Below are 22782 nucleotides of genomic sequence, written 5' to 3'. Positions count from 1 at the left end.
TCAGAACTCGGTAACAGTTGGCTCAGCAAACCGAGCCACACGGGCCTAGACCTCGTAGGTAGTCTTACCGCTAAACTTGATGGTGGACGGGTCGGGGTTGGCCCCGATGTTGCGCCCGATGCTGCCCACAGCCGCACGTCCTTCGTTCACCTTCTCAGGGAAGACGCCGTCTGCTGGGTGCAGATACTGGGTTTCACCGTTGGGGAAAACGCGGTAGATCTTGTAGTTTTCGATTCTGGGCTTAAATCTGTTGCGCAGCTGTCTGCTAAGGGCGAGGCACTGCTCTTTGCGGGCCAGATAAAGAAGGTTATCCCCTTCGTTCATGAAGGCAGCGCCACCGGTGGGCATTTCAAAAACCTGCTTCTTGGGGCTGGTCCAGGTAATGGCGTATTTCTCTTCGACAGCAGCCTTGGTGAGGAGACCGCCGGTGCTGCCTCCAAAAATAGGTGTTTGACCTGTTAGCGATTCAGTCATGAAGTCCTATCTCTCAACCGTTTGATGGGCATCGTATCATCGCAAGAGCAGGGGGTAATACCGATTGTTGAGGAAGTGTAACAGTTCTTCAGGTAAGGGATGATGGGCCGGGGGCAGAGCGGATCCGTCAATAGTAGAGGGTTTGAGGTGTCAGGTGCAGGGTGCAAGGGGCGGCCGTGAACCTTATACCCTAGACCTTGCACCCTTTCTCTAAGCTGACCAGGCTTCCCTGAAGTCGGCGTAGAGGGTGAGACCGCCATCGATGTAGAGGGTCTGCCCGGTGATGTAAGCAGCCTCATCGGAGGCCAGAAACGCTACAGCGGCAGCCATTTCTTCGCTGGTGCCGGCCCGACCCATGGGAATGTGGCTTTCTACCTCAGCTTTTTTGGCGGGATTGTCGGTCCATTCATCGTTGATGGGGGTGATGGTGGCTCCGGGGCCGATGCCGTTAACGCGAATGCCCTTGGCCGCATATTCCAGGGCCAGAGTGCGGGTCATGTTGCCCATGCCACCTTTGCTGATGGAGTAGCTGAGGTACTGAGGTCGGGGAATGATTTCGTGCACGCTAGAAATATTGATGACGCTGCCAGGCCGGTTGTGGGCCAGCAGGTGCTTAATGGTTTCGCGAGCACATAGGTAAGCCCCCCGCAAGTTAACCCCCAACACCCAATCAAAGCTGTCGGCCTCAAGCGCCTCCGATGGACTGTCGGCCTGAACGCCAGCGTTATTGATCAGAATGTCGAGCTGACCAAAGTGGTCGATAGACTGCTGCACCAGGGCGATCGCATCCTCCTCCTTTGAAACATCGCCTTTGAGCAGCAGCGCCTTTACACCACAGTTCTCTACGTCGGCGCAAGCTTTTTCCATGGCTATGCGGCGGGTGTCTTCAGCAGCATCGGGGTTGCTGCGGTAGTTGATCACGATATTGCAGCCTTCCTCCGCCAGACGAATGGCGATCGCCTGGCCAATGCCCGACGAAGCGCCAGTGATCAGCGCGGTTTTGCCGACAAGTCCTTTCATGGAATAGCTCCGGAGGATGAAAAATGAGCGAGTGATAGGGAAGGGCTGTGGCCTAGACCAGACAACGGTCTGCATCCCTACAATGGATGCGGTGAGCATACTAAAAGGCTGATTTTTGGTATATCCCCCTAGGGGGTTATATCCCTGGCCTAGCGTGACTACTGGATCTTAAGGGGGTTGTGCATGTACGTATTGATTGGCGGCGCTGGCATGTTGGGCCTTGACCTGGCCAAAACCCTGTTGGGCGAGGGGCATACCGTGGCTGTGGTCGACCCTGACCCGCTGGCCTGCCAGTATGCCCGTGAAAAGATTGGCGTCATGGCCTTCGAGGGCAGTGCTGTGAATACTACTACTCTGCTGGAAGCGGGCATTCGCAAGGCCGATGCGGTGATTGCCGCCCTGCCCGAGGATGCTCTCAACCTAGCCATCGTCACGTTGTCAAAGCACTATGGGGTGCCTCAGACAGTGGTGCGCATGAGCGATCGCGACTTTGCCGAGCCCTACCAGCTGGCGGGGGCGACCCACACCGTGAGCACCACCGAACTCACCATCAACCGGATTGTGAACGCTATTGAATATCCCCAGGTGGAGGCCATGATGCATTTTGAGCAGGGCCAGGTGGAAGTGCTCAAGCTGCCCATTCCGCAGCAGTGCACCATTGTCGGTCGCACCGTGGCCGAAATTGCCCAAGATACTCGCTTCCCGGCAGGCACGCTAATCATCGGTTATCAGGCCCATCCCCACGAAGATTTAACCATTCCCAACGGCAGCACGGTGCTTGAGAGCGGCTCGACCATTCTGGCGGTGACCAAGCCCGGTCTAGTGCGACAGATGCTCGATTTTATGGGGCTCTGCGCCTGAGGCTTGGGGCGAGCAACAACAGTGTTTTTTGGGATTAGTTTTTGGGGATCAGTCATCTTTCAGGGCGAGCAGCTTTTCGTTGAGGGCTCTAACGTAGGACTGGCTGGTCTCTTCGGATAGCAAGCCTTTGCGCAGGGCGTCGTTGACGGCCCCCTTCTCAGCTAGATAAAGGCGGCGGCGCAGCCCGTCTAGATGACTTTGGTCTTCGAGGTGGGCGTTGTCGTCAAGGGGGCGCTGGTTGTAGAAGTCACGCAGCTCGCGGTCGGCGCTAGCAATCTGGGCTTGGTAGGCGGCAAACAACTCTTCGTAGAGATTTTTAGGTAAACTGCCCGATTGCAGCAGGGCGGCTAGCTCTTGCTGTCCCGCTTTGGCGGCAATCAAGTTGAGCTGTAGCGTCTCGAGGTGTTGCCTGGTTGCTGAGGGGATTGTGAGACGCAGCCGCTTCACCAGCCATGGCAGGGTTAGCCCTTGACCCACCAGCGACACCAATACGGTGCTGAATACCAGGGCGATGACCTGCGATCGCCCCGGCAGATCGGTGGGCAAACTCAGTGCCAGCGCCATCGACAGCGACCCTTTGACATTGCCCAAAATCAGCACGTGCTGCCAGCGCAGGGGCAGGGGGCGATCAAAAAACCTCAGCAGGTACAGCAGTGGGTAGGTCGTCAGAACGCGGCCGGTTTGATAGGCTAGCACCGCAAACAGCGCCGCCGGAATGGTTTGCAGCAGCACCTCTGGATCGACCTCAATACCCACCAGCAAAAAGATAAAGGTATTGACCCCAAAGCCCGCATACTCCCAAAAGTTGAGCAGGGTGACCTTAGTTGAGGCTGAGGTCTGGCGAAAGCCCAGTTCACCAATCACCAGCCCGGCGACCACGACGGCGATCGCGCTCGATACACCGATCTCGTGCCCAATCTGAAACGTGCCCAGGGATACTGCCACCGTCAGCAAAATATTGCTGAGAGCATCGTCGAGCTGTTGAAATAGCCCTACACACAGGTAACCCAGGCCTAGGCCCAGCACCCCGCCTCCCACAAAGGCGATCACGATCTGCTGCAACCCTTCCCCTACCGTGAACGATCCTTGAGTGTGAACGGTGGTGATCAGGCCCAAGAGCACCAGGGCCGTGCCGTCATTCAGCAGGCTCTCGCCCTCCACGATAGTGGCCAGCCGAGGGGGCACCGGCACCGTTCTGAAGGCGGCAATGACCGAAACCGTGTCGGTAATGGTCAAAATTACGCCGATGGCGGCGGCTGTAATGGTTGCCAATCCCAGCCCCCACTGGAGTATGGCCGCGGTAATCATTGCCGCCAGCAGCACCCCCGGCCCTGCGATCAAGGCAATCAGCTTAATGGTGCTGCGCAGCCGACTGATGTCGGTATTAATGGCCGCTTCAAAAATCAAAATAGGCAAAAACAGGTTGAGAATGATCTCTGGATTGAGCCCCACTGATTCCGGCAGTACCGATTGAGTAATGCTGAGCCCTGCCAGCACCAGTCCTACCACGTAGGGAATGCGCAGCCGGCGAGTAATCAGGGCGACGACCGTAGCCATCAGCAGCAGCACGATCAGGGCATTGACCAAGCCAGTAACGTCGCTGGTGGTATTTGCCAGTGCCCCTGCCCCCAACGGCTCCTCGGCCAGCCACAAACCCATTGCTAACGTTGTACCCATCGGGGCAAATATCCGCAAAACGCCAAAACTACTCCCCATCCTAAGGGGGTAGCTCCGCCCTCGCACCACGCAAACAAAAATTGCGTAGGACTCTCTCAGGTAGCCTAGGCCGTAAGATGTGCCCTAGGGGAGTACCCATTTCGGTAGGTGTTCCCTATTTGTGGGGTCGCTGGTTACACTGGGTTTAGCAACTGTCATGGGGCTTGGGTTTAGATTCGATCAGGACAGGCTGTTGTTGTCAAGTTGTCTGGGGGTTTTGGAGTTTTGCAGATGAGCGACCAAAATTCGTACGAACTGCTGGGGCTAACTGAAGCCTCAACCTTTGAAGAAATTCAGGCGGCCCGCGATCGCCTGGTCGATCACTATGCCGAAGAGCCCAAGCAGCAGGCCGCCGTCGAAGCGGCCTACGATGCCATTCTGATGGAGCGCCTGCGCCTGCGCCAAGAGGGCAAGATCAAGGTGCCCGATCGCATTCGCTTTGCCGAAAACGTCCCCGAAACCCCGCCCCTAGCTAAAGCTACCCCCTCCCTGCCCCGACCCGACTGGCTGAATGGCCTGGTCGACACCCCCAGCCGCGACGACATTCTCTGGCCTGCCGTGACCTATGCAGGGCTAGCCCTGTTGGGTTTCGCCGCGCCGTCGCTATCGCTGGCGGTAGCGATTGGGGCTGCCATCTACTTTCTCAACCGCAAAGAAAACAAGTTCTGGCGATCGGTGCTGCTCACTATCGGTGGCCTGGCCGCTGGTTTGGCCCTTGGCATGACCGTAGGGCAGCTGCTCATTCCCCAGGGAGCGCAGTTTGCCTGGGCCACCCCCGATGCGATCGCGGCAGCGGTCACCTGCCTGGCGCTGTGGACGATCAGCAGTTTCCTGCGCTAGCTGCCTGGAGAGAATTGCCGGTTCAAGGTCTAAGGTATTTCAAGGTTTAAGGTGTAGGGTGCAAGGCTACAAGATTGGCCCTGTACCCTATACCTTTTACCCCTGCTAGTCCCTTCTCTGTCATTTCCTTAGGCATTCTACTAAGCGAGACTGCCCCGCTTCATCTGCTCTCGCTCAATGGCCTCAAACAGTGCCTGAAAGTTGCGCTCCCCAAACCCTTGAGCCTTGGCTAAGTCGCCGTTGACCCGTACTACCTGCCGCTGAATCAGTTCAAAAAAGACGGTGGGAATGCTTAAAAAGGGCTGGGTAAAGGTTTGCAGCAGGCGAGCCTGGGGTAGGTGAGGATCCCAATCCACCAAAATTTGCAGTCGGGCAATGGCGGCTTTCCGTTGGCTTAGCCACTCTGACGGCATATCGCCCTGGGTTTGGTACCCCGGACGTTGCTCAAGGGCTTCGTAGTAGTTCTGGGGCACCGGCAAAAAACTCACTCCACCGCTGCGCAGTTGCTCTACCGTGTGGACAATATCCTCGGTGTGGAGCGCCACGTGCTGAATACCGCCGCCTCGGTTGTAGTCGAGAAATTCCTGCACCTGGGAGTTGGCTGTGGTCGGTTCATTGATGGGAAGCTGGGCGCTGCCTTCAGGATGGGCCAGCACTTGGCTGCGCAGGCCTGAGCGAGAGGTATCAATGGCAAACCGCTGCCGGGGTTGAAAGCCGAGCTGACTGGTGTACCAAGTCACCGCCTGGGCCAGTTCTCCCGTGGGCACGTTGACTACGGCGTGGTCGATCGCCGTCACTAAGCTGCTGGAACAAGCTGCCTGCTGGCGATCGCTGGGGGCAATGCCCGGTACCCAAACCTCTCCCTGCCAAGTCTCTACCAAGGTGTGGCTGAGGGAGCCCCAGCCCTGAATTTGCCCCCAGCACCCTCGCCCCCAAGCATCGGTTTGGATAGGCTGGATAACTTTGCCCCCGGCAGCGGCCACCCGACGCAGAGTTTGATCGAGGTCGGCCACCCGGAGGGCAATATCGCCAATGCCCGGCGGGTGGTGTTGCAGGTACTGGGTTACTGTCGAGGGCACAGCCACAATCAGCAGTGGTACCTGCCCTACATAGACCAGGGCCTTGTCTGGAGCCGGTTGCTCTGGAGCTGGACTCAGCTCTGGCCCAACCCAAACACCTCCCCAGGCATGGACAAACCAGTCGCGCCAGGGGGCCACCTCATCCACGTAAAAACTCAGATGGTTGAACTCCATAGGGCTATGTCACCGTGCTGATCCCGCTGTTATTGGAGCACAAACCTACCCCTTCAAGTCTCACCCCTGAGAATATTTTCGTTTAGATACTTAATAACTTGCTGTTTTCACTGCCTTTTTTATAGCTTCAAGGGCTTATTTCAGCCAGCGTTTCTTCTTGCCCAATCTCCACCGCTATGGTCGGAGGAAACCACAGCGAGCCTTGACTAAGCAGCAATTTTTTTATTTATCCGCCTGCCGCGCAACCTAGCTGGCGGCATTCCCCGCCACCGCTATCACCTGATCTTGGTTTTCGGCGGTGTAGCTGTTGGGCGGGTAGCGATCGAGATGGCGAAACAGGGCAATGGGCTTTTGCACGCGGCAGGTGTAAAACTCGACGATAATCTCAGCATCCTGGCGGAGCACCACTTTGGGAGAAAAGTCTTCGGGGATTTTGGTGCGCCACTGCCACGGAATTTGTTGGGGAGGCGCGGCCACAAAGCGATGGTGCACCCAGCGGGCGTAGCGGTTGAAGCGGCCAAACTCCCGCACCTCGCGGGTAAAAATTGAAGCCGCCAGAAAGGATGCCAGCGACCCGTCGCCGTCTATGCCCGCCATCAGGTTGGGTAGGGCCCCCATGGGCTTAGGCACTTGGTCAGGGGCTGTCACTTTGCTGATCGCGTCGTCTAGATATTCTGTGGTGCTGAGCAGGCCGGGTAGGGCAACGGTAGTGCCCATGCCGCCGTTGGCGTCTTGGCGCAGGTAGGTCACCAGGCGTGTGCCAGGACGCATCCATAGGCCGGGCAGCTTGACTAACGCCTCGGCCGGGTCAAGGGTACTGACAAACCAGCGCCCCTGGGTGTTGGGGGCCGGAATGTTGTCCTCGGGCATATCCCCAACTCGAAACAGGTCGCCTAGGGCGTTGAGTGAGTCTGGTAGGGGGCCATCGTCTACCTCTTCTCCGCTGACGCTCGGTTGCTGTTCGTGGGGGGGGAGCACCAGAGTCTCGCGAATAAACTGGCTAACTTTTTGAACTGTAGCTAGGGGATATCTTTGAAACGACATGGATCACCGGGGCGGTGGCTAGGGATGAGGTGATAGAACTGGCTGGAACGCTGCACCGTTTATAGGTTAAGGATGCCCTGAGGATACCCCTTACCCCCAACTCTGAACGGTAGGCCTGCCTAAATCGGGAACATTTCTACACCTGAAATAGGGGTTTGGGCACCTCAACCCAGGCATTTTGGCGGTGGGACTGATGGGCTAAATCCATCAGGTGCTGCGATCGCACCCCATCCCAAATTGACGGCTCGGTAGCCAGGCCCCGATCGATATCGCTGACCCAATGGTTGACGACGCGCACAAAGGGAGCGATGCGGCCATCGCTATAGGTGGTGGGAAACTGGAGGCGATCAGGAATCGTCAGTTCTGCGAGGGCTGCACCCCCTTGACTGCCCCAGAGGCGAAAGCCGTGGACGTAGTCGGTGAGGTTGTCGCTGCCCAGCACCAGGGTGCCACCGTCGCCGTAGACCTCGACCCAGTGGCCCCGCCCAGCATAGGTAACGGAGCTGATCGCCACTTGGCAGGGGGCACCGTTGGCCAAATCGAGGATCAAACTACAGGTGTCGTCGGCATCGACCGGCTGGAGTTGGCCAGAGGGGTCGGGCCGCTGGGGAATGGCGGTGCTGAGACGGGCGCTGAGCCGCTGAATGGGGCCAAACAGCCAGGTGATGTAGTCGAAGCTGTGGGAGGCAAAGGCCCCTAGGGCACCGCCCCCCTGGTCTTGGCGGGAATACCAGTTCCAGGGGCGGCTGGGGTCGGCGCGGCCCGGCACGGTCCAGGTGATGTTGATGAAGCGCAGATTACCGACGTAGCCCTCGGCCAGCAGCTCGGCCAGCCGCTGCCAGGCGGGCACAAAGCGAAATTCAAAGTCCATGGTGGCGACTAGATTGCGATCGCGCGCCAGCTCGGCGATCGCCTCGGCCTCGGGCCCTGAGAGCGCCGTGGGCTTTTCAAGCAGCAGGTGCTTGCCCGCCTCAAGCACAGTTTTGGCCTGGGAGTAGTGCAGAAAGGGCGGGGTGGCGACGGTCACCGCCTGCACCTGGGGTAGAGCCACGATCGCCTCAACGCTGTCGCAGGCGTGGGGGATGCCGTGCTCGGCTGCGATCGCCTGCGCTTTCGCTAAATCGCGGTGATACACTGCAACCACCTCGGTGCGATGGTGGGCCTGCAACCCCGGAATGTGAACCTTCTGGCCAAAGCCGGTGCCCACCACCGCCACTTGAATCGGAGTTTCTGCCATAGCGACCTCATCTATGCCCTTGTCGATGCTCTTATCAATGCAGGGGGCGGGCTAGATAGCCAATGCCCTACCCCAGAGTAAGGGGCGAGCTGCGATCGCTACAATTAAACTGAGCAGTTTAGTTCTGGCCAAAATCTAAAAAGTTTTTATGCAGGTTCCCTTAATTGGTAAGGTGCGTCGTCCGCTGGTGTGGCTGTTGGCTGGGCTGGCGGCGGCGGCCGTAGTGGCGGGCTCGGTAGGGTTTGGGGTTTGGCGCAGTCGCCAGAGCGCTTACGATGTCCAGGCCTTTACGACCCCAGCGGCGATCGAGCCCCTGACGGTGCGGGTGGCGGCCAGCGGCACCGTCAGGCCAGTGCAGACGGTGAACCTCAGCCCTGAGAATGCCGGTGTTTTGGAAGAACTCTTCGTAGAGCAGGGCGATCGCGTCGAACCCGGCCAGGTCATCGCCCGCATGAAAAGCCGCGACACCGCTGCCCAGGTGAGTCAAAATCAGGCCGCTGTGGCTGAGGCCGAGGCCGCCCTGGCCGAGCTGCGCCAGGGCAGCCGCCCCGACGAGATTACCCAGGCGGAGGCGACCGTTGAGGCCAACCGCGCTCAAGTGCGCGACGCCCAGGCCCGCCTAGATCTCGCCACCAGCGATCTGGCTCGCCGCCAGGAGCTGTTTGATCGGGGAGCTGTGGCGGCGACGGATCTCGACACTGCCGCCCGCGAGCAGCGCAGCGCCCAGGCAGCCCTAGAGCAGGCCCAGGCCCGCGTCACCGAGTCGCAGCGGCGAGTGGATGACCTGCGCAGTGGTCCGCGCCAAGAGGCGATTACCCAGGCCGAAGCCCGCCTGGCCCAGGCCCGTGCCCAGCTCGACGGCGCCCAGATTCGCCAGGATGAAACCCTGATTCGCGCCCCCTTTGGCGGCATTGTTACCCAAAAATTTGCTACCGAGGGCGCCTTTGTTACCCCCACTACCTCGGCTTCTGAGCTGTCGTCGGCCACCTCTACGGCGATTGTGGCGCTGGCCGAAGATTTAGAGGTGCTGGCCGAGGTGCCCGAGGCCGACATTGGCCTGGTTGAGCCGGGGCAGACCGTAGAAGTGGTGGCCGATGCTTTCCCGGATCAGACCTTTGCCGGTCGAGTTAAGCTGGTGGCCCCCGAGGCGATCGAGCGGCAAAGCGTCACCCTGTTTCAGGTGCGGATTGAGCTAACTGACGGCAAAGATATTCTGCGATCGAACATGAACGTCAACGTGAATTTTGTGGGCGATCAGCTGGCCGATGCCCTGGTGGTGCCCACGGTAGCGGTAGTGACCCAGGCGGGGGAAAGCGGCGTGCTCGTGCCCGGCGATGACCGCGATATTGTGTTTCAGCCCGTGACCCTCGGCCCTCAGGTGGGCGACCAGATTCAAATTTTGGATGGTATTGAGGAGGGCGATCGCGTCTTTGTCGATCTACCCCCCGGCAAATCCCTCGAAAATATCACCGTGCGCCAAGAGCAGTAGCAAACTGCTATGCACCTGCATATCACCTGGCCGATCGCAGCCATTGGCTTCTTGATCTAGATATTGCGCTGCTAGAACGCTGTGTTCAGCTAGAAGAAGCTGGAGAAGCCCGGTCTCAATTCTTAGCTGCCCTAACAAATTTCCAAGCATATTTTCTCTATGAATCTGAAAGAAAGCCTGTCGATGGCGACCAAAACCCTGGCGGCCAACCGTCTCCGTAGCGCCCTCACCATGCTCGGTATCATCATCGGCAATGCCTCGGTGATTACGATGGTGGGACTGGGCGAAGGGGCGCAGCGGTATGTCAATGGCCAGCTCGAAACCCTGGGACCAAACGTGCTGTTTGTGGTGCCGGGCAGCCGCGAAACTCGCGAGCTAGGTTCTCTAGAGGTGCCGCGCACGCTGGTGCTGGATGACGCGACGGCGATCGCTGAGCAGGTGCCCTCGGTCAGCGGCGTGGCGGCTGAGTCGAGCGGTCGCCAGCTCGTCACCTTCCGTAACCGCAACGCCAACATCAACGTGGTGGGCACTACCCCGGACTTTCTCTCGGTGCGCAGCTTTGAGGTGGCCAACGGGCGCTTCATCAGCGATTTGGATGTCACCCGCAGTGCTCAGGTGGCGGTGGTGGGCGAAACCCTGCGAGAGCGACTGTTTGATGACGAATCGGGCCTGGGTCAGCAGATTCGGGTGGGGGGCATCAACTTTGACATCGTCGGCGTGCTGGAGAAAAAAGGCTCTAACCTGGGCCTTGACTACGACGACGCGGTGATGGTGCCGCTGACCACCAAAGCTAGCCGCCTTGGCGGCAGCGAGCGATCGCCCTACGGTATCGAAGTTTCGTTCATCACCGTGTCGGCCCGCGATCGCACCAGCATGGACACCGCCGAGTTTCAGATCACCAACCTGCTGCGCCTGCGCCACAACATTCGCGACGAAGACGATTTCTACATCAGTAGCCAAGATTCATTGCTCACCATTGCCAACACGATTACCGGGGCGCTGACGCTGATGCTGGCGGCGATCGCCGGCATTTCTCTCTTTGTCGGCGGCATTGGCATTATGAATATCATGCTGGTGTCGGTGCGAGAGCGCACCCAGGAGATCGGGTTGAGAAAGGCGATCGGTGCCTCCCAAGGCGACATCTTGGGTCAGTTCTTGATTGAGGCGATCATTCTGTCGATCGCAGGGGGCGTGATTGGCACCGCTGTGGGGGTGAGCGGCATTCTGCTGATTGGGTTGCTGACTCCCTTTGAAGCCGGGATCTCGGCAGGGGCAATTCTGCTGACGGTGAGTGTTTCTGGCGGCATTGGCCTGTTCTTTGGTGTGTTTCCCGCCCGTCAGGCGGCTAAACTGGACCCAATTGTGGCCTTGAGAACGGCTTAACGGGAAGTGCCGCTGCGGATAACGACATGGCGTTTGAACTCGATCACCTGTTTATTTGCACTGCTCCCAACGCCCCTGCCGCCGAACGGCTGCTCCAGTTTGGGCTGGTGGAGGGCAGAGCCAACGTGCACGCTGGCCAAGGCACGGCTAACCGCTGCTTTTTCTTTCACAACCTAATGCTGGAGCTGCTGTGGGTGCACAATGCCGCTGAGGCCCAGTCTGACAACACTCGTCCCACCCACCTGTGGGATCGCTGGTCTGGTCTAGCCCAGGGCACCTGCCCCTTTGGGATATGCCTTCGCCCGATCGCAGGCCAAGCCTCCTCAACTCTTCCCTTCCCCAATTGGAACTACCAGCCCGCTTACTTCCCGGCGGGCGTAGCTATACCGGTAGCGACCAATATATCGGTGCTGAGCGAGCCGATGCTATTTTGTCTGCCCTTTGCCACGCGACAAGATAGCTACACTGAAGCCAAGGCACAACCTCTTGATCATGCCTTTGGGTTACGCGAGGTAACGCGGGTCAGTTTGACCTTGACCCAATCGCCGCCGCGATCGGGGGAACTAGAGGTGCTCGCTGCCACCAACTTAATCGCAATCCAAACCGGCCCGACCTATCTCATGGAACTCGGCTTTGATGGCGAGACCCAGGCCCAGCACCGCGACTTTCGCCCCGCCCTACCGCTGATAGTCCACTGGTAACTCAAGCATGAATCTTCGCACCGCAATTGAAGCCGATTTACCGGCTTTGGCAACCTTATTTCGAGAGACGGTGCTGGTCAATGGCCCGCAGCACTACAGGCAGGCTCAAGTTGAGGCTTGGGCCGCCGTCGATGCCGCGAGCCCTCGGTTTCACCAATTCATCTTGGGGGTGACCACCTACGTGGCCGAGGATGATGATACCGCTATCCTCGGTTTTGCGGGCGTTGACAACAACGGCTATGTGGCGTCCACCTACGTACGCCACGACTGTCTGCGCCAGGGCGTGGGCTCGCTGCTGATGCAGGCGGTGCTTGCCCACGCCCAGGAGAAGCACATCCAGCGCCTCTACACCGAGGCCAGCGAGTTTAGCCTGGGGCTATTCCAAAAATTTGGCTTCAGCCAGTACGACACCGAAGTGGTCGATCGCAACGGCGTTCAGTTCACGCGCTATCTGATGGAGCGACAGTTGGATTAGATGGGGGAGTGGGTATAGGGTTTAAGGTACAGGGCTGCCCCTTGAACCCTACACCCCAAACCCCAAACCCTGTTTACTTCCTAGCCACCCCATCCACCCGAGCCGCATGCTTGACCGCCGAGGCGACCGCTGCCGCCACGCGCTCATCGAACACCGAGGGAATGATGTGCTCGCGATCGAGCTGCTGGGGGCTCACCAAGGCCGCGATCGCGTAGGCTGCCTCTAGATACATCGACGGCGTAATCTCCTGGGCGCGACAGTCGATCGCGCCGCGCAGCACGCCTGGGAAAGCCAGCACGTTGTTGATCTGGTTGGGGTAGTCGCTGCGGCCCGTAGCCATCACGGCCACTTTGTGGGTCACCAGTTCGGGCTGAATTTCAGGGATCGGGTTGGCCATGGCAAACACGATCGGGTCTGCCGCCATAGAGGCGACCATATCCACCGACACGACCCCCGGCGCGCTGACGCCCAGGAAGATGTCGGCTCCCACCATGGCGTCGGCCAGGGTGCCCGATGCTTCCACCGCAAATTCTTGCTTCTGGTCGTTTAGGTCGTCGCGGCTCAGCGAGAGAATGCCTTTGGAGTCGCACAGCACGATGGCGGTGGCTCCGGCCTTTTGCAGCAGTTTGGCGATCGCCACCCCCGCCGCCCCAGCGCCGTTAATCACCACCTTGACCTGAGTGAGGGACTTGTTGACCAGCTTGAGGGCGTTGATCAGCGCCGCCAGGGTGACAATGGCGGTGCCGTGCTGGTCGTCGTGGAACACGGGAATATCTAGCTCCTGGCGCAGGCGAGCCTCGATCTCAAAACAGCGGGGAGCGCTGATATCTTCGAGGTTGACGCCGCCAAACACAGGGGCCAGCTGCTTGACGGCGGTGACGATGGCGTCGGTGTCCTGGGTATCCAGGCAGATGGGGAAGGCATCCAGCCCAGCAAATTTCTTAAACAGCAGCGCCTTACCCTCCATCACTGGCAGGGCGGCGGCGGGGCCAAGATTCCCCAGGCCCAAGACGGCGCTACCGTCAGTGACGATCGCCACCGTGTTGCCTTTAATGGTGAGATCAAAAACGCGATCGGGGTGCTCGGCAATTTCGACGCACACGCGCCCCACGCCGGGAGTGTAGGCCATGGCCAGGTCATCCTGGCTGTGCAGCTCTAGCTTGCTCTCCACGCTGATCTTGCCGCCCTCGTGGATTTTAAAAGTGCGATCGCAGATCTCCAAAATCTCGATGTCTTCAACGGTTTTGACCGCCGTAATGATGTCTTCGACATGGGCCTCGCTAGAAGCGTCGACGTGCAGCACCCGCACCAGATCGCGGCGGTTGCGGCTAATCAGCTCAAAATCGCCCAAATTGCCCCCGGCTTCGGCAATGGCCTGGGTAATTCGCGCCAGCATACCGGTTTTGTTGGGAATTTTGAGCCGTAGACTGAGACTATAACTAGGGTTAGGGGTAAGAGTTGCCATGCCAGAACCTTTGGGCGATCGCCAGCGAAACAAGACTGCTGTCTTGAGGGAATATTAAGACCAGCTCCCTAGTTTAGGCGACTAAGTCTCTCCCGTCTGTGTCTCTCAGTGTGTGTGAAGATAGCAGTAGCGTCTGTTACCTATGCACGGTTTCTAGCCCCCGGTTCCTGGCTAACCCCCTCACCGCCATGCCCAGTTTCTATAGCGAAGTTACCATTAACGCTCCCCGGTTTGCCGTTTGGGACGCCCTCGTCCGCAAAGAAGAGTGGCACCGTTGGAATACCTTTCTCTACGACTGCGATCCCAATCTGCCGATCCGCCCCGGCGGCGAAATCTTCCTCGCCCTGCGCCGCCTTGAGGGCGAAGACGAAACCGAGTTTCAGCCCCGTATCGTGGTCGTGCAGCCCAACCACTGCCTGCGGTGGATTGCTAAGGGCCCCGGCTTCAAAAGCGAGCATGTGTTTGAACTCGAAGATGTTGGCCCCAACCGCACCAAATACATTCACCAGGAGCGCATCTCTGGCCTGCTCTCCCAAGTGTTTTTGCCCTTCATTCGCCGAGACGAAAAGGAAGGCATTCGCCGCATGGCTCGGCAGATTAAGCGCTACGTCGAACACCACTACCGGCGGCAGTGGTGACGGGCATCAAGGGTAGATGGGTATTGGGGTAGATGGGTTTTGTATGCCTCAGCTATCTGCTCTTTAGACTGGATTTGCCCTCAATTGCAGGTGATCCCTAGGATGAGGCCAAAAGCTTGGAATTGAGCTTAAAGGCTGTTCGATTGGAGCGGGCGGGGCGATCGCTGCGCAGGGGATGGGGTTCGCCTACCAAAATGACTGAGCCGGTCAGTTGATCGACCAGGGACGTTGTCTGGGAGCCTACGGTCAGCCCGTTGCCGACACGACGACGCTGGAGACGCAGCATCACCACGTCATACTCCGCCGCCGTTTTGACGATGGTAGACACCACGTTGTCTCCCGCTACGAGGCGAATATCAATATCGATATCTGCGGCGGGGAATCGGTCAACTAATAGCTCTAGCTGCTTGGCCAACCGGCTGCGCTGGAGTTCTGAGGCCCGCGAGCCGTGGACGTGCAGCAGCGTAATTTTCGCCTGGTAGGTGTTGGCCAGCACCTGGGCAAAGCGCAGGGTGCGGAGGTTGGCGGGGGAGGGGTTCTCAATCGGCAGCAAAATGGTTTTGAAGGTTGTAGGCGAATCTAGCAGGCGGGCCACTACCACTGGGCAGTGGGCGGCCCAGAGAATACTGTCCTGAATGTTGCTAAATAGTCGGGTGTTTAGGCGCGATCGCTGCCCCATGCCCAGCAAAATTAGGTTGGCATTTTCCTCGCGACTGAGGTGAGAGATGCCCTGAGCCACGTTGTAGTCGATTCTCAACCTGGGGTCGATCTCGGCTTCTAGGGTGGCGCTAATCGCCTGGGCCGCCTCTAGCCGCTGGCGGCTGTGGGCCATGGCCCTGGCCAGCTGCGGTGAGTCCATTTGGGGTTGAGCCAGAGCGATCGCTAGGGGAATCACCCGCCCGTTTTCGTGCCGGGCGACCGACGCTGCTAGCTCAATCAACCACTGCTCGGTGTTCGGGTTGTAGACCGGCACCACCACCGTAAACGATTCGGGAATGTCGCTGGGAGCAGGCAGCCAGTCGAGCCCCTCGTTTTCTGCCAGGGCATCTACAGCGATCAGATGTTTGCCGGCCCTAGTGGTAACCAGCGGGCCTAAAATAGCCGTTACTAGCATCAGCAAAATGACGCTGTTGAACACCTGTGAGTTAATGATTTCCGCTTCGTAGCCCACCAGGGCCGCCGCTAGCGTAGCAGCCACCTGCGGAATTGACAGCGACCACATGGTCCAAGTCTCAGGCCAGGTGTAGCCATAGAGCATGCGGGCACCCAGGGAGGCCAGCCCCTTGGTGAGCAACAGCATACCGACGATGACCAAAGGCAGCTCAATTGATCGCAGAATGTCGCCAAAGGCCTCTAAATCGAGCAGCAGCCCCATGGCCACAAAAAACATAGGAATAAATAAAACGCTGCCCAAAAATTCTGTTTTTTCTTTAACCGGGCCATCGCCAATGACGCTGTTGATAGCTAGCCCCGCCAGAAAAGCCCCAATAATGCTTTCTACCCCAATTAGCTGGGCTCCCAAGGCGCAGAGAAACACAGAGAGCATCACAAACAGAAACTGGTTGCCCTCGTCTTTACCCGTTTTGCTAAAGAACAGCCTGCCGAGCTGTTTGAGACCCACTAAGACTGCGATCGTGTATAGAGTCAGTGACCCCAACAGCGTGGCCAGTTTAAGCGCTGAAAAGTCTCCCTGATTAATGCCCAGACAGATGGCCAGCACCAGCAGCGACCCAATGTCTGTAAAAATTGTCGCCCCAACCGTGACGGTCACGGCCTCATTATTCACAATGCCAAACCGCTGCACAATGGGATAGGCCAGCAGCGTGTGAGAGGCCAACAGCGAGCCAATTAACACCGCCGCCAACCAGCCAAAGTTGAAGAGTAAACCAACCGCAATCCCGCCCAGCATAGGGACAGCAAAAGTCAGCATCCCAAAGCCAAGGGAGCGATTACGCGTTTTCTGAAATAGAGCCATGTCAATTTCAAGACCGGCCACAAACATGAGATAAATTTTGCCGATTTCTGCAAACAGCTTCATGATGTCGGCGTCAGCATTCAGCCACCCCAATCCGCTGCTGCCAAATAACACCCCAGCTAGCAATAGTCCGATTAATCCAGGTAGCTTGAACCGCTCAAAAATGGGCGGTGTGATCAACACAATCGCCAGTAACAACACAAACGTTGTAATTGGTTCTTTTAACGTTTCTGAGACAGGTTCTACTAGGAAGAGAAACATAATGCGGCCCTTAGCATAAAGAGAGCCAGGACGTTCAAGACCTGGCTATCGGTGTTACTTAAATAGTGACTTTGATTGAGTCTGCTGTTCTAAGGGTCGTACTCCTAGGCTAACTCTGTCTCTCTGCCTGAAGAAAGAACTTGGCGCTACACCTCGTTTACAGCATAAAAGCCGCCCTAAATCTTAGGGCGGCTTTTATATTAGTGGCGTGTTGCTAGAAACCAGATTTTACAAAGTAACAGCCCCGTGGCATGTTCCTAATTTCGTCTAGTTGCTAACGCAGCTGCTTAGTAGTCGAAGTCGCCGCCCATGCCAGCGCCTGCGGGGGCACCTTCTTTGGGTTCGGGCAGATCGACCACGATGCACTCGGTGGTCAGCACCATACCGGCGATGGAGGCCGCGTTCTGCAGAGCAGAGCGGGTCACCTTAGCGGGGTCAACGATACCGGCATCAAACATGTCGACGAACTCACCGTTGGCGGCGTTGTAGCCAACGTTGAAGTCCTTCTCTTTGACGCGCTCGGCGATTACGGCACCGTTTTGGCCAGCGTTCTGGGCAATGCGCATCAGGGGAGCGGCGAGGGCACGGGCCACGATCGCAGCTCCAGTGTGCTCTTCAGCGGTGAGGTTGGCTTCGAGCCAGGTGGTGAGGTCGGGCACCAGGTGAGCCAGAGTGGTACCGCCGCCGGGGACGATGCCTTCTTCAACAGCTGCCTTGGTGGCGTTGATAGCGTCTTCGAGGCGCAGCTTGCGGTCCTTCATCTCGGTTTCGGTGGCGGCACCAACTTTGATCACGGCCACACCGCCGGAGAGCTTAGCCAGGCGTTCTTGCAGCTTCTCTTTGTCGTAGGTCGACTCGGTTTCGTCGATCTGACGACGGATCTGCTCGCAGCGGGCCTTGACATCCTGCTCGTTGCCTTCGGCGACGATGGTGGTGGTGTCTTTGGTGATGGTAAGGCGGCGGGCCTGACCCAGCATGTCAAGCTTGGTGTTGTCGAGCTTGAGGCCGGTGTCTTCAGAGATCACCTGACCGCCAGTCAGCACGGCGATGTCTTCGAGCATGGCTTTGCGGCGATCGCCAAACCCAGGCGCTTTCACAGCGGCCACATTCAGCACACCGCGCAGACGGTTGACCACCAGGGTAGCCAACGCCTCTTTCTCGATGTCCTCAGCAATGATGATCAGGGGACGACCGGAGCGAGCGACTTGCTCCAGCACGGGCACCAGATCTTGCACCAGGGCAATTTTCTTGTCGGTGATCAGAATGTAGGGCTCGTCGAGCACCGCTTCCATGCGCTCGGTGTCGGTGACGAAGTAGGGGGAGACATAACCCTTGTCAAAGCGCATCCCTTCGGTGACCTCCAGTTCGGTGGTCATCGACTTGCCTTCTTCTAGGGAGATGACGCCTTCGCGGCCCACTTTCTCCATGGCTTCGGCAATCATAGCGCCCACTTCTTCGTCGTTGCCGGCGGAGATGGAACCCACCTGAGCAATGGACTTAGAGTCGCCGACGGGGCGGGCGTGCTCAGCAATTTTTTCGACCAGAAACGCAGTGGCTTTGTCGATGCCGCGCTTGAGGGAGATGGCGTTGGCGCCAGCGGCGACGTTGCGCATCCCTTCTTTAACCATGGCGTGGGCCAGGACGGTGGCGGTGGTGGTGCCGTCGCCAGCAGCGTCGTTGGTTTTGGAAGCGGCCTGACGAATCAGGGCTACGCCGGTGTTCTCGATGTTGTCTTCGAGTTCAATTTCTTTGGCAATGGTGACACCGTCATTGACGATCTGAGGAGCGCCAAATTTCTTTTCGAGCACCACGTTGCGGCCTTTGGGGCCGAGGGTAACGGCAACGGCCTCGGTCAGAATGTCCATGCCTCGCTCAAGGGCGCGACGGGCGTTTTCGTTGTAAACAATGCGCTTAGCCATAGAATCGAATTTCTCCGGAAAGAAGATAGGAAGTGAATGATGAAAACGTGAAGCGAAGGGAATTGAGGAAATTAGAACTCAGAGAATCAGCTAAGCAGGCTAGGTGAAGCGGTAGCGGAACCCAACGGAACTCAGCAGAGGCAATGGCAGATAGTGCCTTGCAACTAGCAGCGGTCGTGGTTGGCAATGCCCACTCTACGCTGCCAAAATCTCGAATCTAAAATCCAAAATTGATTTAGCCGAGAACGGCGAGGATGTCTTTCTCAGACAGCAGCACAAACTCGTCGCCGCCCAGCTTGATGTCGGTACCGGCGTACTTGGAATAGAGCACCTTGTCGCCAATTTTGACTTCCAGCGCCTGGCGGGTGCCTTTATCGTCGGTTTTACCGGGGCCTACGGCGGTGATCTCGCCCACCTGAGGCTTTTCCTTGGCGGTGTCAGGTAGCAGAATGCCGCCAGCGGTGGTCTCTTCGGACGCACTTACTTTAATCAAAACTCGATCGGCTAGGGGCTTAACGCTAGATGCCGCCAAAGTGATAGCTGCCATACAATGCTTCTCCGGATTTGCTATTAAGACAGCGCCTGGGGGAATTAGCACTCGGCCCCGCTCAGACGCATTACACAGATTTTCAGAGCTTAGCACTCGCAAGCTCCGAGTGCTAATTTACGACGCCAGGGGGGCGATCGCAACAAAGCCTTCTGTACGGGTTCCCGAACTGGGTTGCTCTATGTAGGATTGATCGATGCTTAAACTCAAGGTTTTGCTGCCCATTCTCACCAGCTTTTTGTTTGCGGGCAGCTTCGTAGCGGGCAAATACACCACAGTCGATCTGGGGCCGCTGACCACTTCGCTGCTGCGCTACATCATTGCCATGGCGGTGTTGGGCCTGTTTATCACCCGCAGTGCTCAGCCGAGCAAGGCTCTCACCGTCGCTCGCGCCGACTGGGGTGCAATGGCGCTATTGGGTCTATTTGGAGTGGTGGGTTATCACTATTTTTTCTTTAGCAGTCTGCGCTACACGGCCACAGCCAATACCGCCATTATTAATGCCTTTAATCCAGTGGTAACGGGGGTGCTGGCGGCGCTGTTTATTGGCGAGCGGCTGACCCGCCGCCAGTACGGCGGCATTGTGCTGGCGCTGCTGGGAGTGCTGACGCTGCTGACTCGCGGCAACATTACTACTCTGCTCACCTTAGAGCTCAATCGGGGCGACGGGCTTATGCTGTGCGCCGTGCTGTGCTGGGTGGTGTATTCCTTAATCATTAAGCAGCTGAGCCAGCGCTACTCGGGGTTGACGATTACCTTCTATGCCGCCGTGGCCGGGGTGGGGCAACTTCTGGTAGTGGCCTCGTTAGAGCGCTGGTGGCAGCAGCTGGCGATCCTATCTCTAACTTCACTGATCGCCATTCTGTATATGGGGGTGGCAGCGTCGGGGGTGGCTTACCTGTTGTTTAACCTCAGCATTCAGCAAGTTGGCCCCACCCGCACGGCTAGCGTGGTCTATAGTTTGGTGCCGATCTTTGTGGCGGGGCTGGCCTGGCTATTTTTTCGAGAGCCCTTGACGGCGACGATGGTGGCTAGCATGGGATTGATTTTGCTGGGTGTAAATGTAGTGCTCAGTCAACCTAAAGTGTGAGCTAGTCAGGTGTGCTATTCGCTACTCTGGGCATAGCTTTTGACTCAACCCGCTTTACTCTCTGGAGGCGTTATGGCATCGCTTTTACCGTCTTTTTTGAATCCGTTTCTTGCTGATCTTGGTCCCCTTGATATCTTCGGCAGTACTGTTTTGGTCAGTGGCTTTGGCGATGATGTGCTCAACGGCGGCACGGGAGACGAAGTTTTAGTCGGTCTCTGGGGTAATAAACAGCTGTTTGGGGCCGAAGGAAATGATTGGCTGCTAGGTGGCCTGGGCAATGATGTTCTCGATGGGGGGGTGGGCAACAACCAGCTCTTTACCGGGCCCGGGCAGGATACCGTTGTGCTCAAAAACGATGGCCGGGTTGATACTGTGGTGGATTTTGCTCCTGGGGCCGATCGCTTCTTGCTGCAAGGAGGCTTGAGTTTTGGGCAGATTGCGATCGCTCAGCAGGGGGCAAACACTACCCTGCGCTACTTGAACCAGCCAGAACCCAGCGTCATTCTCCTAAATGTGGAGGCCACCAGTCTCACCGCCGAGAGTTTTCAAACCCAGGCGTTGGTGCCCAGCTTTAACGGCCTCACGATCTTTGGCGATAGTCTGTCAGACCCTGGCAACTTGTTTGGGCTAACGGGCTTTTTCCCGCCCTTTCCCTACTCTGAGGGCCGATTTTCTAACGGCGATCTTTGGGTTGATTACCTGGCTAGCGACATCGGACTAGAGCCTACCGAGGTGCAAAACTTTTCCGTGGGGGGAGCCACCACAGGCCGTGACAACGGCCTCGACCCTGTAATTACATTGCTCACGGGCACAGAGACTGACCTACCGGGCTTGCTCGACGAAATTGACAGCTATCTGGGCGGCATCGGGGAAGGCGCGGCTGACCCTGACAGTCTTTATGTAGTGTGGGCCGGGGCCAACGATTTATTCAATTTGCCCAGCGACCCCGCTGCAATTCCAGCCTTCTTGGCCAACTCGGTGCAGAATATCGCCACGGCAATTGGCAGCCTCGCGGCGCGGGGGGCCGATACATTTTTAGTGCCTAACCTGCCCAACCTGGGCCTGACACCCCGCGCCCTGGGTGATGGCACCAGTGCCCAGGCCACGGCGCTCAGCCAGGCGTTTAATGCTGGCTTGGCCAGTACGCTAGAGGCGCTGGAGCAAAGTCTGTCCGCTACGATCGACATTATCCCGGTCGATCTGTTTGGGCTGACCAATGAAATTATTGGGTCTCCAGCGGAGTTTGGTTTTACCAATGTCACTGACCCGCTGCTGAACCAAGGGCTACTCGACGACCCCGGCTACTTCTGGTGGGATCAGCAGCACCCGACTACCACTGTGCACGAGCTGCTGGCAGACGTGTTTCAGACTAGCCTTCTAGAGGCAGGGTACTTGCAGCCCAGTAATGGTGCGATGCCAGCGCTGCCCGGAGCGGTTGCCCAAAGTGAAATCCTGGGAATCTCTGATTGGGAAAGTAGCTGGGCCGCGACTTCTCTTAGTGCTCTTCAGCCTGCTCCTGCAGTGATTTGAGACTATACATGGTTAGGGCGATCCGACCTAGCCGCCCTTTGGGAACGCAGCCAAACGCCCGGCAGAGACTTTGCTCCGCCGGGCGTCATTGGGCTAACTCCAGTTGTGAATGAGCTGGGTTCAGCCGAGGGTTATTGGATGTTTAGTAGCTGTCTTCGCTGCTGACGGTGTGCAGGGCTAGGTCGTGGTTGGCTCGGTTGAGGCGATCGGCGATCGCCCGTCGCCACTTAAGACTAACGGTGTCGTCGGCGAGTAGTGCCTGGGCTTCTTCGCGATATAGGGCGCTTTGTACTGTACCGACTTTTTCGAGCTGCTTTAGGTGCTCAAGCACTTCTTGGGGATTGTTCATAACGATAGTCCTTATACATAAGAGGAACCAGGCCAGCCTTGGGGTACTAGGCCTGGGTACATGACCCCATTCTCCGAGAACCTACCGTTATCGGCCACTGTTCAGGCTGAACCTTTACGCCTCGATAAAGTTTGTTGTGCTTCGCAATAGGACGTTGCACTTAACGCCAGCGGAAATTTACTGGATCGTGCTCTGTAGAAGCCGTGAAGCTAGCTTGAATTGCTCGGCATTTCCCCGGTGAATGTTTTACTTGCCGCCAGTTAATAATTGGAGGTTTCCCGTCCTAATGGCCTGGCAGGCCATAGGCTGAGAATAGGAAAGGGGCACTATTCTAGGGGAGAGTCAAGCATGGAGACTGCTGCCAATGGCGCGATCGCGGCGGCGTATTTCATTATTCCCCTGACTCTATTGCCGCTGCTGCTAAAGGCCAAGCGCGACATTTGGCTCAATCTGCTGCTGCTGATCCTATTCATCTTTAGCTGCGGCGTCGGCCACACCCTCAGCGCTATGAACCT

The 22782-nt window shown here is 57.8% G+C and carries 20 protein-coding genes; 9 read left to right on the top strand and 11 right to left on the bottom strand.

Features of this window, described 5'->3' with window-relative positions:
* Positions 1–45: 45 nt before the first annotated feature.
* Entirely contained in the window at positions 46–474 is a 429-nt protein-coding gene (locus tag H6F59_RS01425) for a photosystem I reaction center subunit II PsaD (protein WP_190694544.1), read from the bottom strand.
* Between the two features lie 210 nt (positions 475–684).
* A complete protein-coding gene (locus H6F59_RS01420) occupies positions 685–1494 on the bottom strand; it encodes a glucose 1-dehydrogenase (RefSeq protein WP_190694542.1) in 810 nt (269 codons plus the stop codon).
* A 183-nt stretch (positions 1495–1677) separates the two neighbouring features.
* On the opposite strand from H6F59_RS01420, the gene H6F59_RS01415 reads away from it, so the two are divergent.
* Positions 1678–2355: a TrkA family potassium uptake protein gene (locus H6F59_RS01415; protein WP_190515050.1), complete on the top strand. Its 678-nt coding sequence runs from the start codon at positions 1678–1680 to the stop codon at positions 2353–2355.
* A gap of 48 nt (positions 2356–2403) precedes the next feature.
* Here the strand turns inward: H6F59_RS01415 and H6F59_RS01410 are convergent, their stop codons facing one another.
* Positions 2404–4014: a sodium:proton antiporter gene (locus H6F59_RS01410; protein WP_190694893.1), complete on the bottom strand. Its 1611-nt coding sequence runs from the start codon at positions 4012–4014 to the stop codon at positions 2404–2406.
* A 288-nt stretch (positions 4015–4302) separates the two neighbouring features.
* Here H6F59_RS01410 and H6F59_RS01405 point away from each other — a divergent pair, with 288 nt between their 5' ends.
* Positions 4303–4911, top strand: coding sequence for a CPP1-like family protein (locus tag H6F59_RS01405; protein WP_190515047.1), 609 nt, complete (start codon positions 4303–4305; stop codon positions 4909–4911).
* A 140-nt stretch (positions 4912–5051) separates the two neighbouring features.
* On the opposite strand, the gene H6F59_RS01400 is transcribed toward H6F59_RS01405, so the two are convergent.
* The 3 genes from H6F59_RS01400 to H6F59_RS01390 form a co-directional block, all read right to left on the bottom strand.
* Positions 5052–6164 carry a 4-hydroxyphenylpyruvate dioxygenase family protein gene (locus tag H6F59_RS01400; protein ID WP_190694540.1) on the bottom strand — a complete coding sequence of 371 codons (1113 nt, stop codon included), beginning with the start codon at positions 6162–6164 and terminating at the stop codon, positions 5052–5054.
* 246 nt (positions 6165–6410) lie between these two features.
* Positions 6411–7208, bottom strand: a complete 798-nt coding sequence (locus H6F59_RS01395; protein ID WP_190515043.1) for a hypothetical protein — start codon at positions 7206–7208, stop codon at positions 6411–6413.
* Between the two features lie 136 nt (positions 7209–7344).
* A complete protein-coding gene (locus tag H6F59_RS01390) occupies positions 7345–8445 on the bottom strand; it encodes a Gfo/Idh/MocA family protein (RefSeq protein WP_190694538.1) in 1101 nt (366 codons plus the stop codon).
* A gap of 148 nt (positions 8446–8593) precedes the next feature.
* Between H6F59_RS01390 and H6F59_RS01385 the strand changes: the two genes are divergently transcribed.
* The 4 genes from H6F59_RS01385 (at position 8594) to H6F59_RS01370 (ending at position 12493) form a co-directional block, all read left to right on the top strand.
* The gene (locus H6F59_RS01385) at positions 8594–9934 is read left to right on the top strand and encodes an efflux RND transporter periplasmic adaptor subunit (RefSeq protein WP_190694535.1); all 1341 of its coding nucleotides are present in this window, start codon (positions 8594–8596) and stop codon (positions 9932–9934) included.
* 159 nt (positions 9935–10093) lie between these two features.
* Positions 10094–11317: an ABC transporter permease gene (locus tag H6F59_RS01380; protein WP_190694533.1), complete on the top strand. Its 1224-nt coding sequence runs from the start codon at positions 10094–10096 to the stop codon at positions 11315–11317.
* A gap of 26 nt (positions 11318–11343) precedes the next feature.
* Complete coding sequence (locus H6F59_RS01375; RefSeq protein ID WP_190694531.1) at positions 11344–12018, top strand: VOC family protein; 675 nt, start codon at positions 11344–11346, stop codon at positions 12016–12018.
* 7 nt (positions 12019–12025) lie between these two features.
* Positions 12026–12493, top strand: a complete 468-nt coding sequence (locus H6F59_RS01370) for a GNAT family N-acetyltransferase (RefSeq protein WP_190694529.1) — start codon at positions 12026–12028, stop codon at positions 12491–12493.
* 73 nt (positions 12494–12566) lie between these two features.
* Here H6F59_RS01370 and H6F59_RS01365 read toward each other — a convergent pair whose 3' ends face one another.
* Positions 12567–13958, bottom strand: a complete 1392-nt coding sequence (locus H6F59_RS01365; RefSeq protein ID WP_190515029.1) for an NAD-dependent malic enzyme — start codon at positions 13956–13958, stop codon at positions 12567–12569.
* A gap of 188 nt (positions 13959–14146) precedes the next feature.
* On the opposite strand from H6F59_RS01365, the gene H6F59_RS01360 reads away from it, so the two are divergent.
* Positions 14147–14596, top strand: a complete 450-nt coding sequence (locus H6F59_RS01360; protein ID WP_190694528.1) for an SRPBCC domain-containing protein — start codon at positions 14147–14149, stop codon at positions 14594–14596.
* A gap of 97 nt (positions 14597–14693) precedes the next feature.
* Here the strand turns inward: H6F59_RS01360 and H6F59_RS01355 are convergent, their stop codons facing one another.
* The 3 genes from H6F59_RS01355 to groES form a co-directional block, all read right to left on the bottom strand.
* On the bottom strand, positions 14694–16832 hold the full coding sequence (locus H6F59_RS01355) for a cation:proton antiporter (RefSeq protein ID WP_190694527.1): 2139 nt from the start codon (positions 16830–16832) through the stop codon (positions 14694–14696).
* 287 nt (positions 16833–17119) lie between these two features.
* The gene (gene groL, locus H6F59_RS01350) at positions 17120–18751 is read right to left on the bottom strand and encodes a chaperonin GroEL (protein WP_190515021.1); all 1632 of its coding nucleotides are present in this window, start codon (positions 18749–18751) and stop codon (positions 17120–17122) included.
* 235 nt (positions 18752–18986) lie between these two features.
* Entirely contained in the window at positions 18987–19298 is a 312-nt protein-coding gene (groES, locus tag H6F59_RS01345) for a co-chaperone GroES (protein ID WP_190694526.1), read from the bottom strand.
* Positions 19299–19494: 196 nt separating this feature from the next.
* On the opposite strand from groES, the gene H6F59_RS01340 reads away from it, so the two are divergent.
* Entirely contained in the window at positions 19495–20388 is an 894-nt protein-coding gene (locus H6F59_RS01340; protein ID WP_190694525.1) for a DMT family transporter, read from the top strand.
* Positions 20389–20460: 72 nt separating this feature from the next.
* Positions 20461–21918: an SGNH/GDSL hydrolase family protein gene (locus H6F59_RS01335; RefSeq protein WP_190694523.1), complete on the top strand. Its 1458-nt coding sequence runs from the start codon at positions 20461–20463 to the stop codon at positions 21916–21918.
* Between the two features lie 142 nt (positions 21919–22060).
* Here the strand turns inward: H6F59_RS01335 and H6F59_RS01330 are convergent, their stop codons facing one another.
* A complete protein-coding gene (locus H6F59_RS01330; RefSeq protein WP_190515012.1) occupies positions 22061–22267 on the bottom strand; it encodes a hypothetical protein in 207 nt (68 codons plus the stop codon).
* Positions 22268–22782: the final 515 nt, after the last annotated feature.

The sequence above is a fragment of the Nodosilinea sp. FACHB-141 genome (assembly GCF_014696135.1).
GTDB lineage: Bacteria > Cyanobacteriota > Cyanobacteriia > Phormidesmidales > Phormidesmidaceae > Nodosilinea.
This window is presented reverse-complemented; position numbering and strand designations above follow the sequence as displayed.

What these genes read in the sequence shown, in the direction of transcription:
- H6F59_RS01380 (WP_190694533.1), top strand. Translation starts at nt 10,094, where the DNA reads ATGAATCTGAAAGAAAGCCTGTCGATGGCGACCAAAACCCTGGCGGCC.
- H6F59_RS01365 (WP_190515029.1), bottom strand. Translation starts at nt 13,958, where the DNA reads ATGGCAACTCTTACCCCTAACCCTAGTTATAGTCTCAGTCTACGGCTC.
- H6F59_RS01335 (WP_190694523.1), top strand. Translation starts at nt 20,461, where the DNA reads ATGGCATCGCTTTTACCGTCTTTTTTGAATCCGTTTCTTGCTGATCTT.
- H6F59_RS01415 (WP_190515050.1), top strand. Translation starts at nt 1,678, where the DNA reads ATGTACGTATTGATTGGCGGCGCTGGCATGTTGGGCCTTGACCTGGCC.
- H6F59_RS01355 (WP_190694527.1), bottom strand. Translation starts at nt 16,832, where the DNA reads ATGTTTCTCTTCCTAGTAGAACCTGTCTCAGAAACGTTAAAAGAACCA.
- H6F59_RS01390 (WP_190694538.1), bottom strand. Translation starts at nt 8,445, where the DNA reads ATGGCAGAAACTCCGATTCAAGTGGCGGTGGTGGGCACCGGCTTTGGC.
- H6F59_RS01405 (WP_190515047.1), top strand. Translation starts at nt 4,303, where the DNA reads ATGAGCGACCAAAATTCGTACGAACTGCTGGGGCTAACTGAAGCCTCA.
- H6F59_RS01425 (WP_190694544.1), bottom strand. Translation starts at nt 474, where the DNA reads ATGACTGAATCGCTAACAGGTCAAACACCTATTTTTGGAGGCAGCACC.
- H6F59_RS01370 (WP_190694529.1), top strand. Translation starts at nt 12,026, where the DNA reads ATGAATCTTCGCACCGCAATTGAAGCCGATTTACCGGCTTTGGCAACC.
- groL (WP_190515021.1), bottom strand. Translation starts at nt 18,751, where the DNA reads ATGGCTAAGCGCATTGTTTACAACGAAAACGCCCGTCGCGCCCTTGAG.
- H6F59_RS01340 (WP_190694525.1), top strand. Translation starts at nt 19,495, where the DNA reads ATGCTTAAACTCAAGGTTTTGCTGCCCATTCTCACCAGCTTTTTGTTT.
- H6F59_RS01410 (WP_190694893.1), bottom strand. Translation starts at nt 4,014, where the DNA reads ATGGGTTTGTGGCTGGCCGAGGAGCCGTTGGGGGCAGGGGCACTGGCA.
- H6F59_RS01375 (WP_190694531.1), top strand. Translation starts at nt 11,344, where the DNA reads ATGGCGTTTGAACTCGATCACCTGTTTATTTGCACTGCTCCCAACGCC.
- H6F59_RS01360 (WP_190694528.1), top strand. Translation starts at nt 14,147, where the DNA reads ATGCCCAGTTTCTATAGCGAAGTTACCATTAACGCTCCCCGGTTTGCC.
- H6F59_RS01385 (WP_190694535.1), top strand. Translation starts at nt 8,594, where the DNA reads ATGCAGGTTCCCTTAATTGGTAAGGTGCGTCGTCCGCTGGTGTGGCTG.
- H6F59_RS01330 (WP_190515012.1), bottom strand. Translation starts at nt 22,267, where the DNA reads ATGAACAATCCCCAAGAAGTGCTTGAGCACCTAAAGCAGCTCGAAAAA.
- H6F59_RS01400 (WP_190694540.1), bottom strand. Translation starts at nt 6,164, where the DNA reads ATGGAGTTCAACCATCTGAGTTTTTACGTGGATGAGGTGGCCCCCTGG.
- H6F59_RS01420 (WP_190694542.1), bottom strand. Translation starts at nt 1,494, where the DNA reads ATGAAAGGACTTGTCGGCAAAACCGCGCTGATCACTGGCGCTTCGTCG.
- H6F59_RS01395 (WP_190515043.1), bottom strand. Translation starts at nt 7,208, where the DNA reads ATGTCGTTTCAAAGATATCCCCTAGCTACAGTTCAAAAAGTTAGCCAG.
- groES (WP_190694526.1), bottom strand. Translation starts at nt 19,298, where the DNA reads ATGGCAGCTATCACTTTGGCGGCATCTAGCGTTAAGCCCCTAGCCGAT.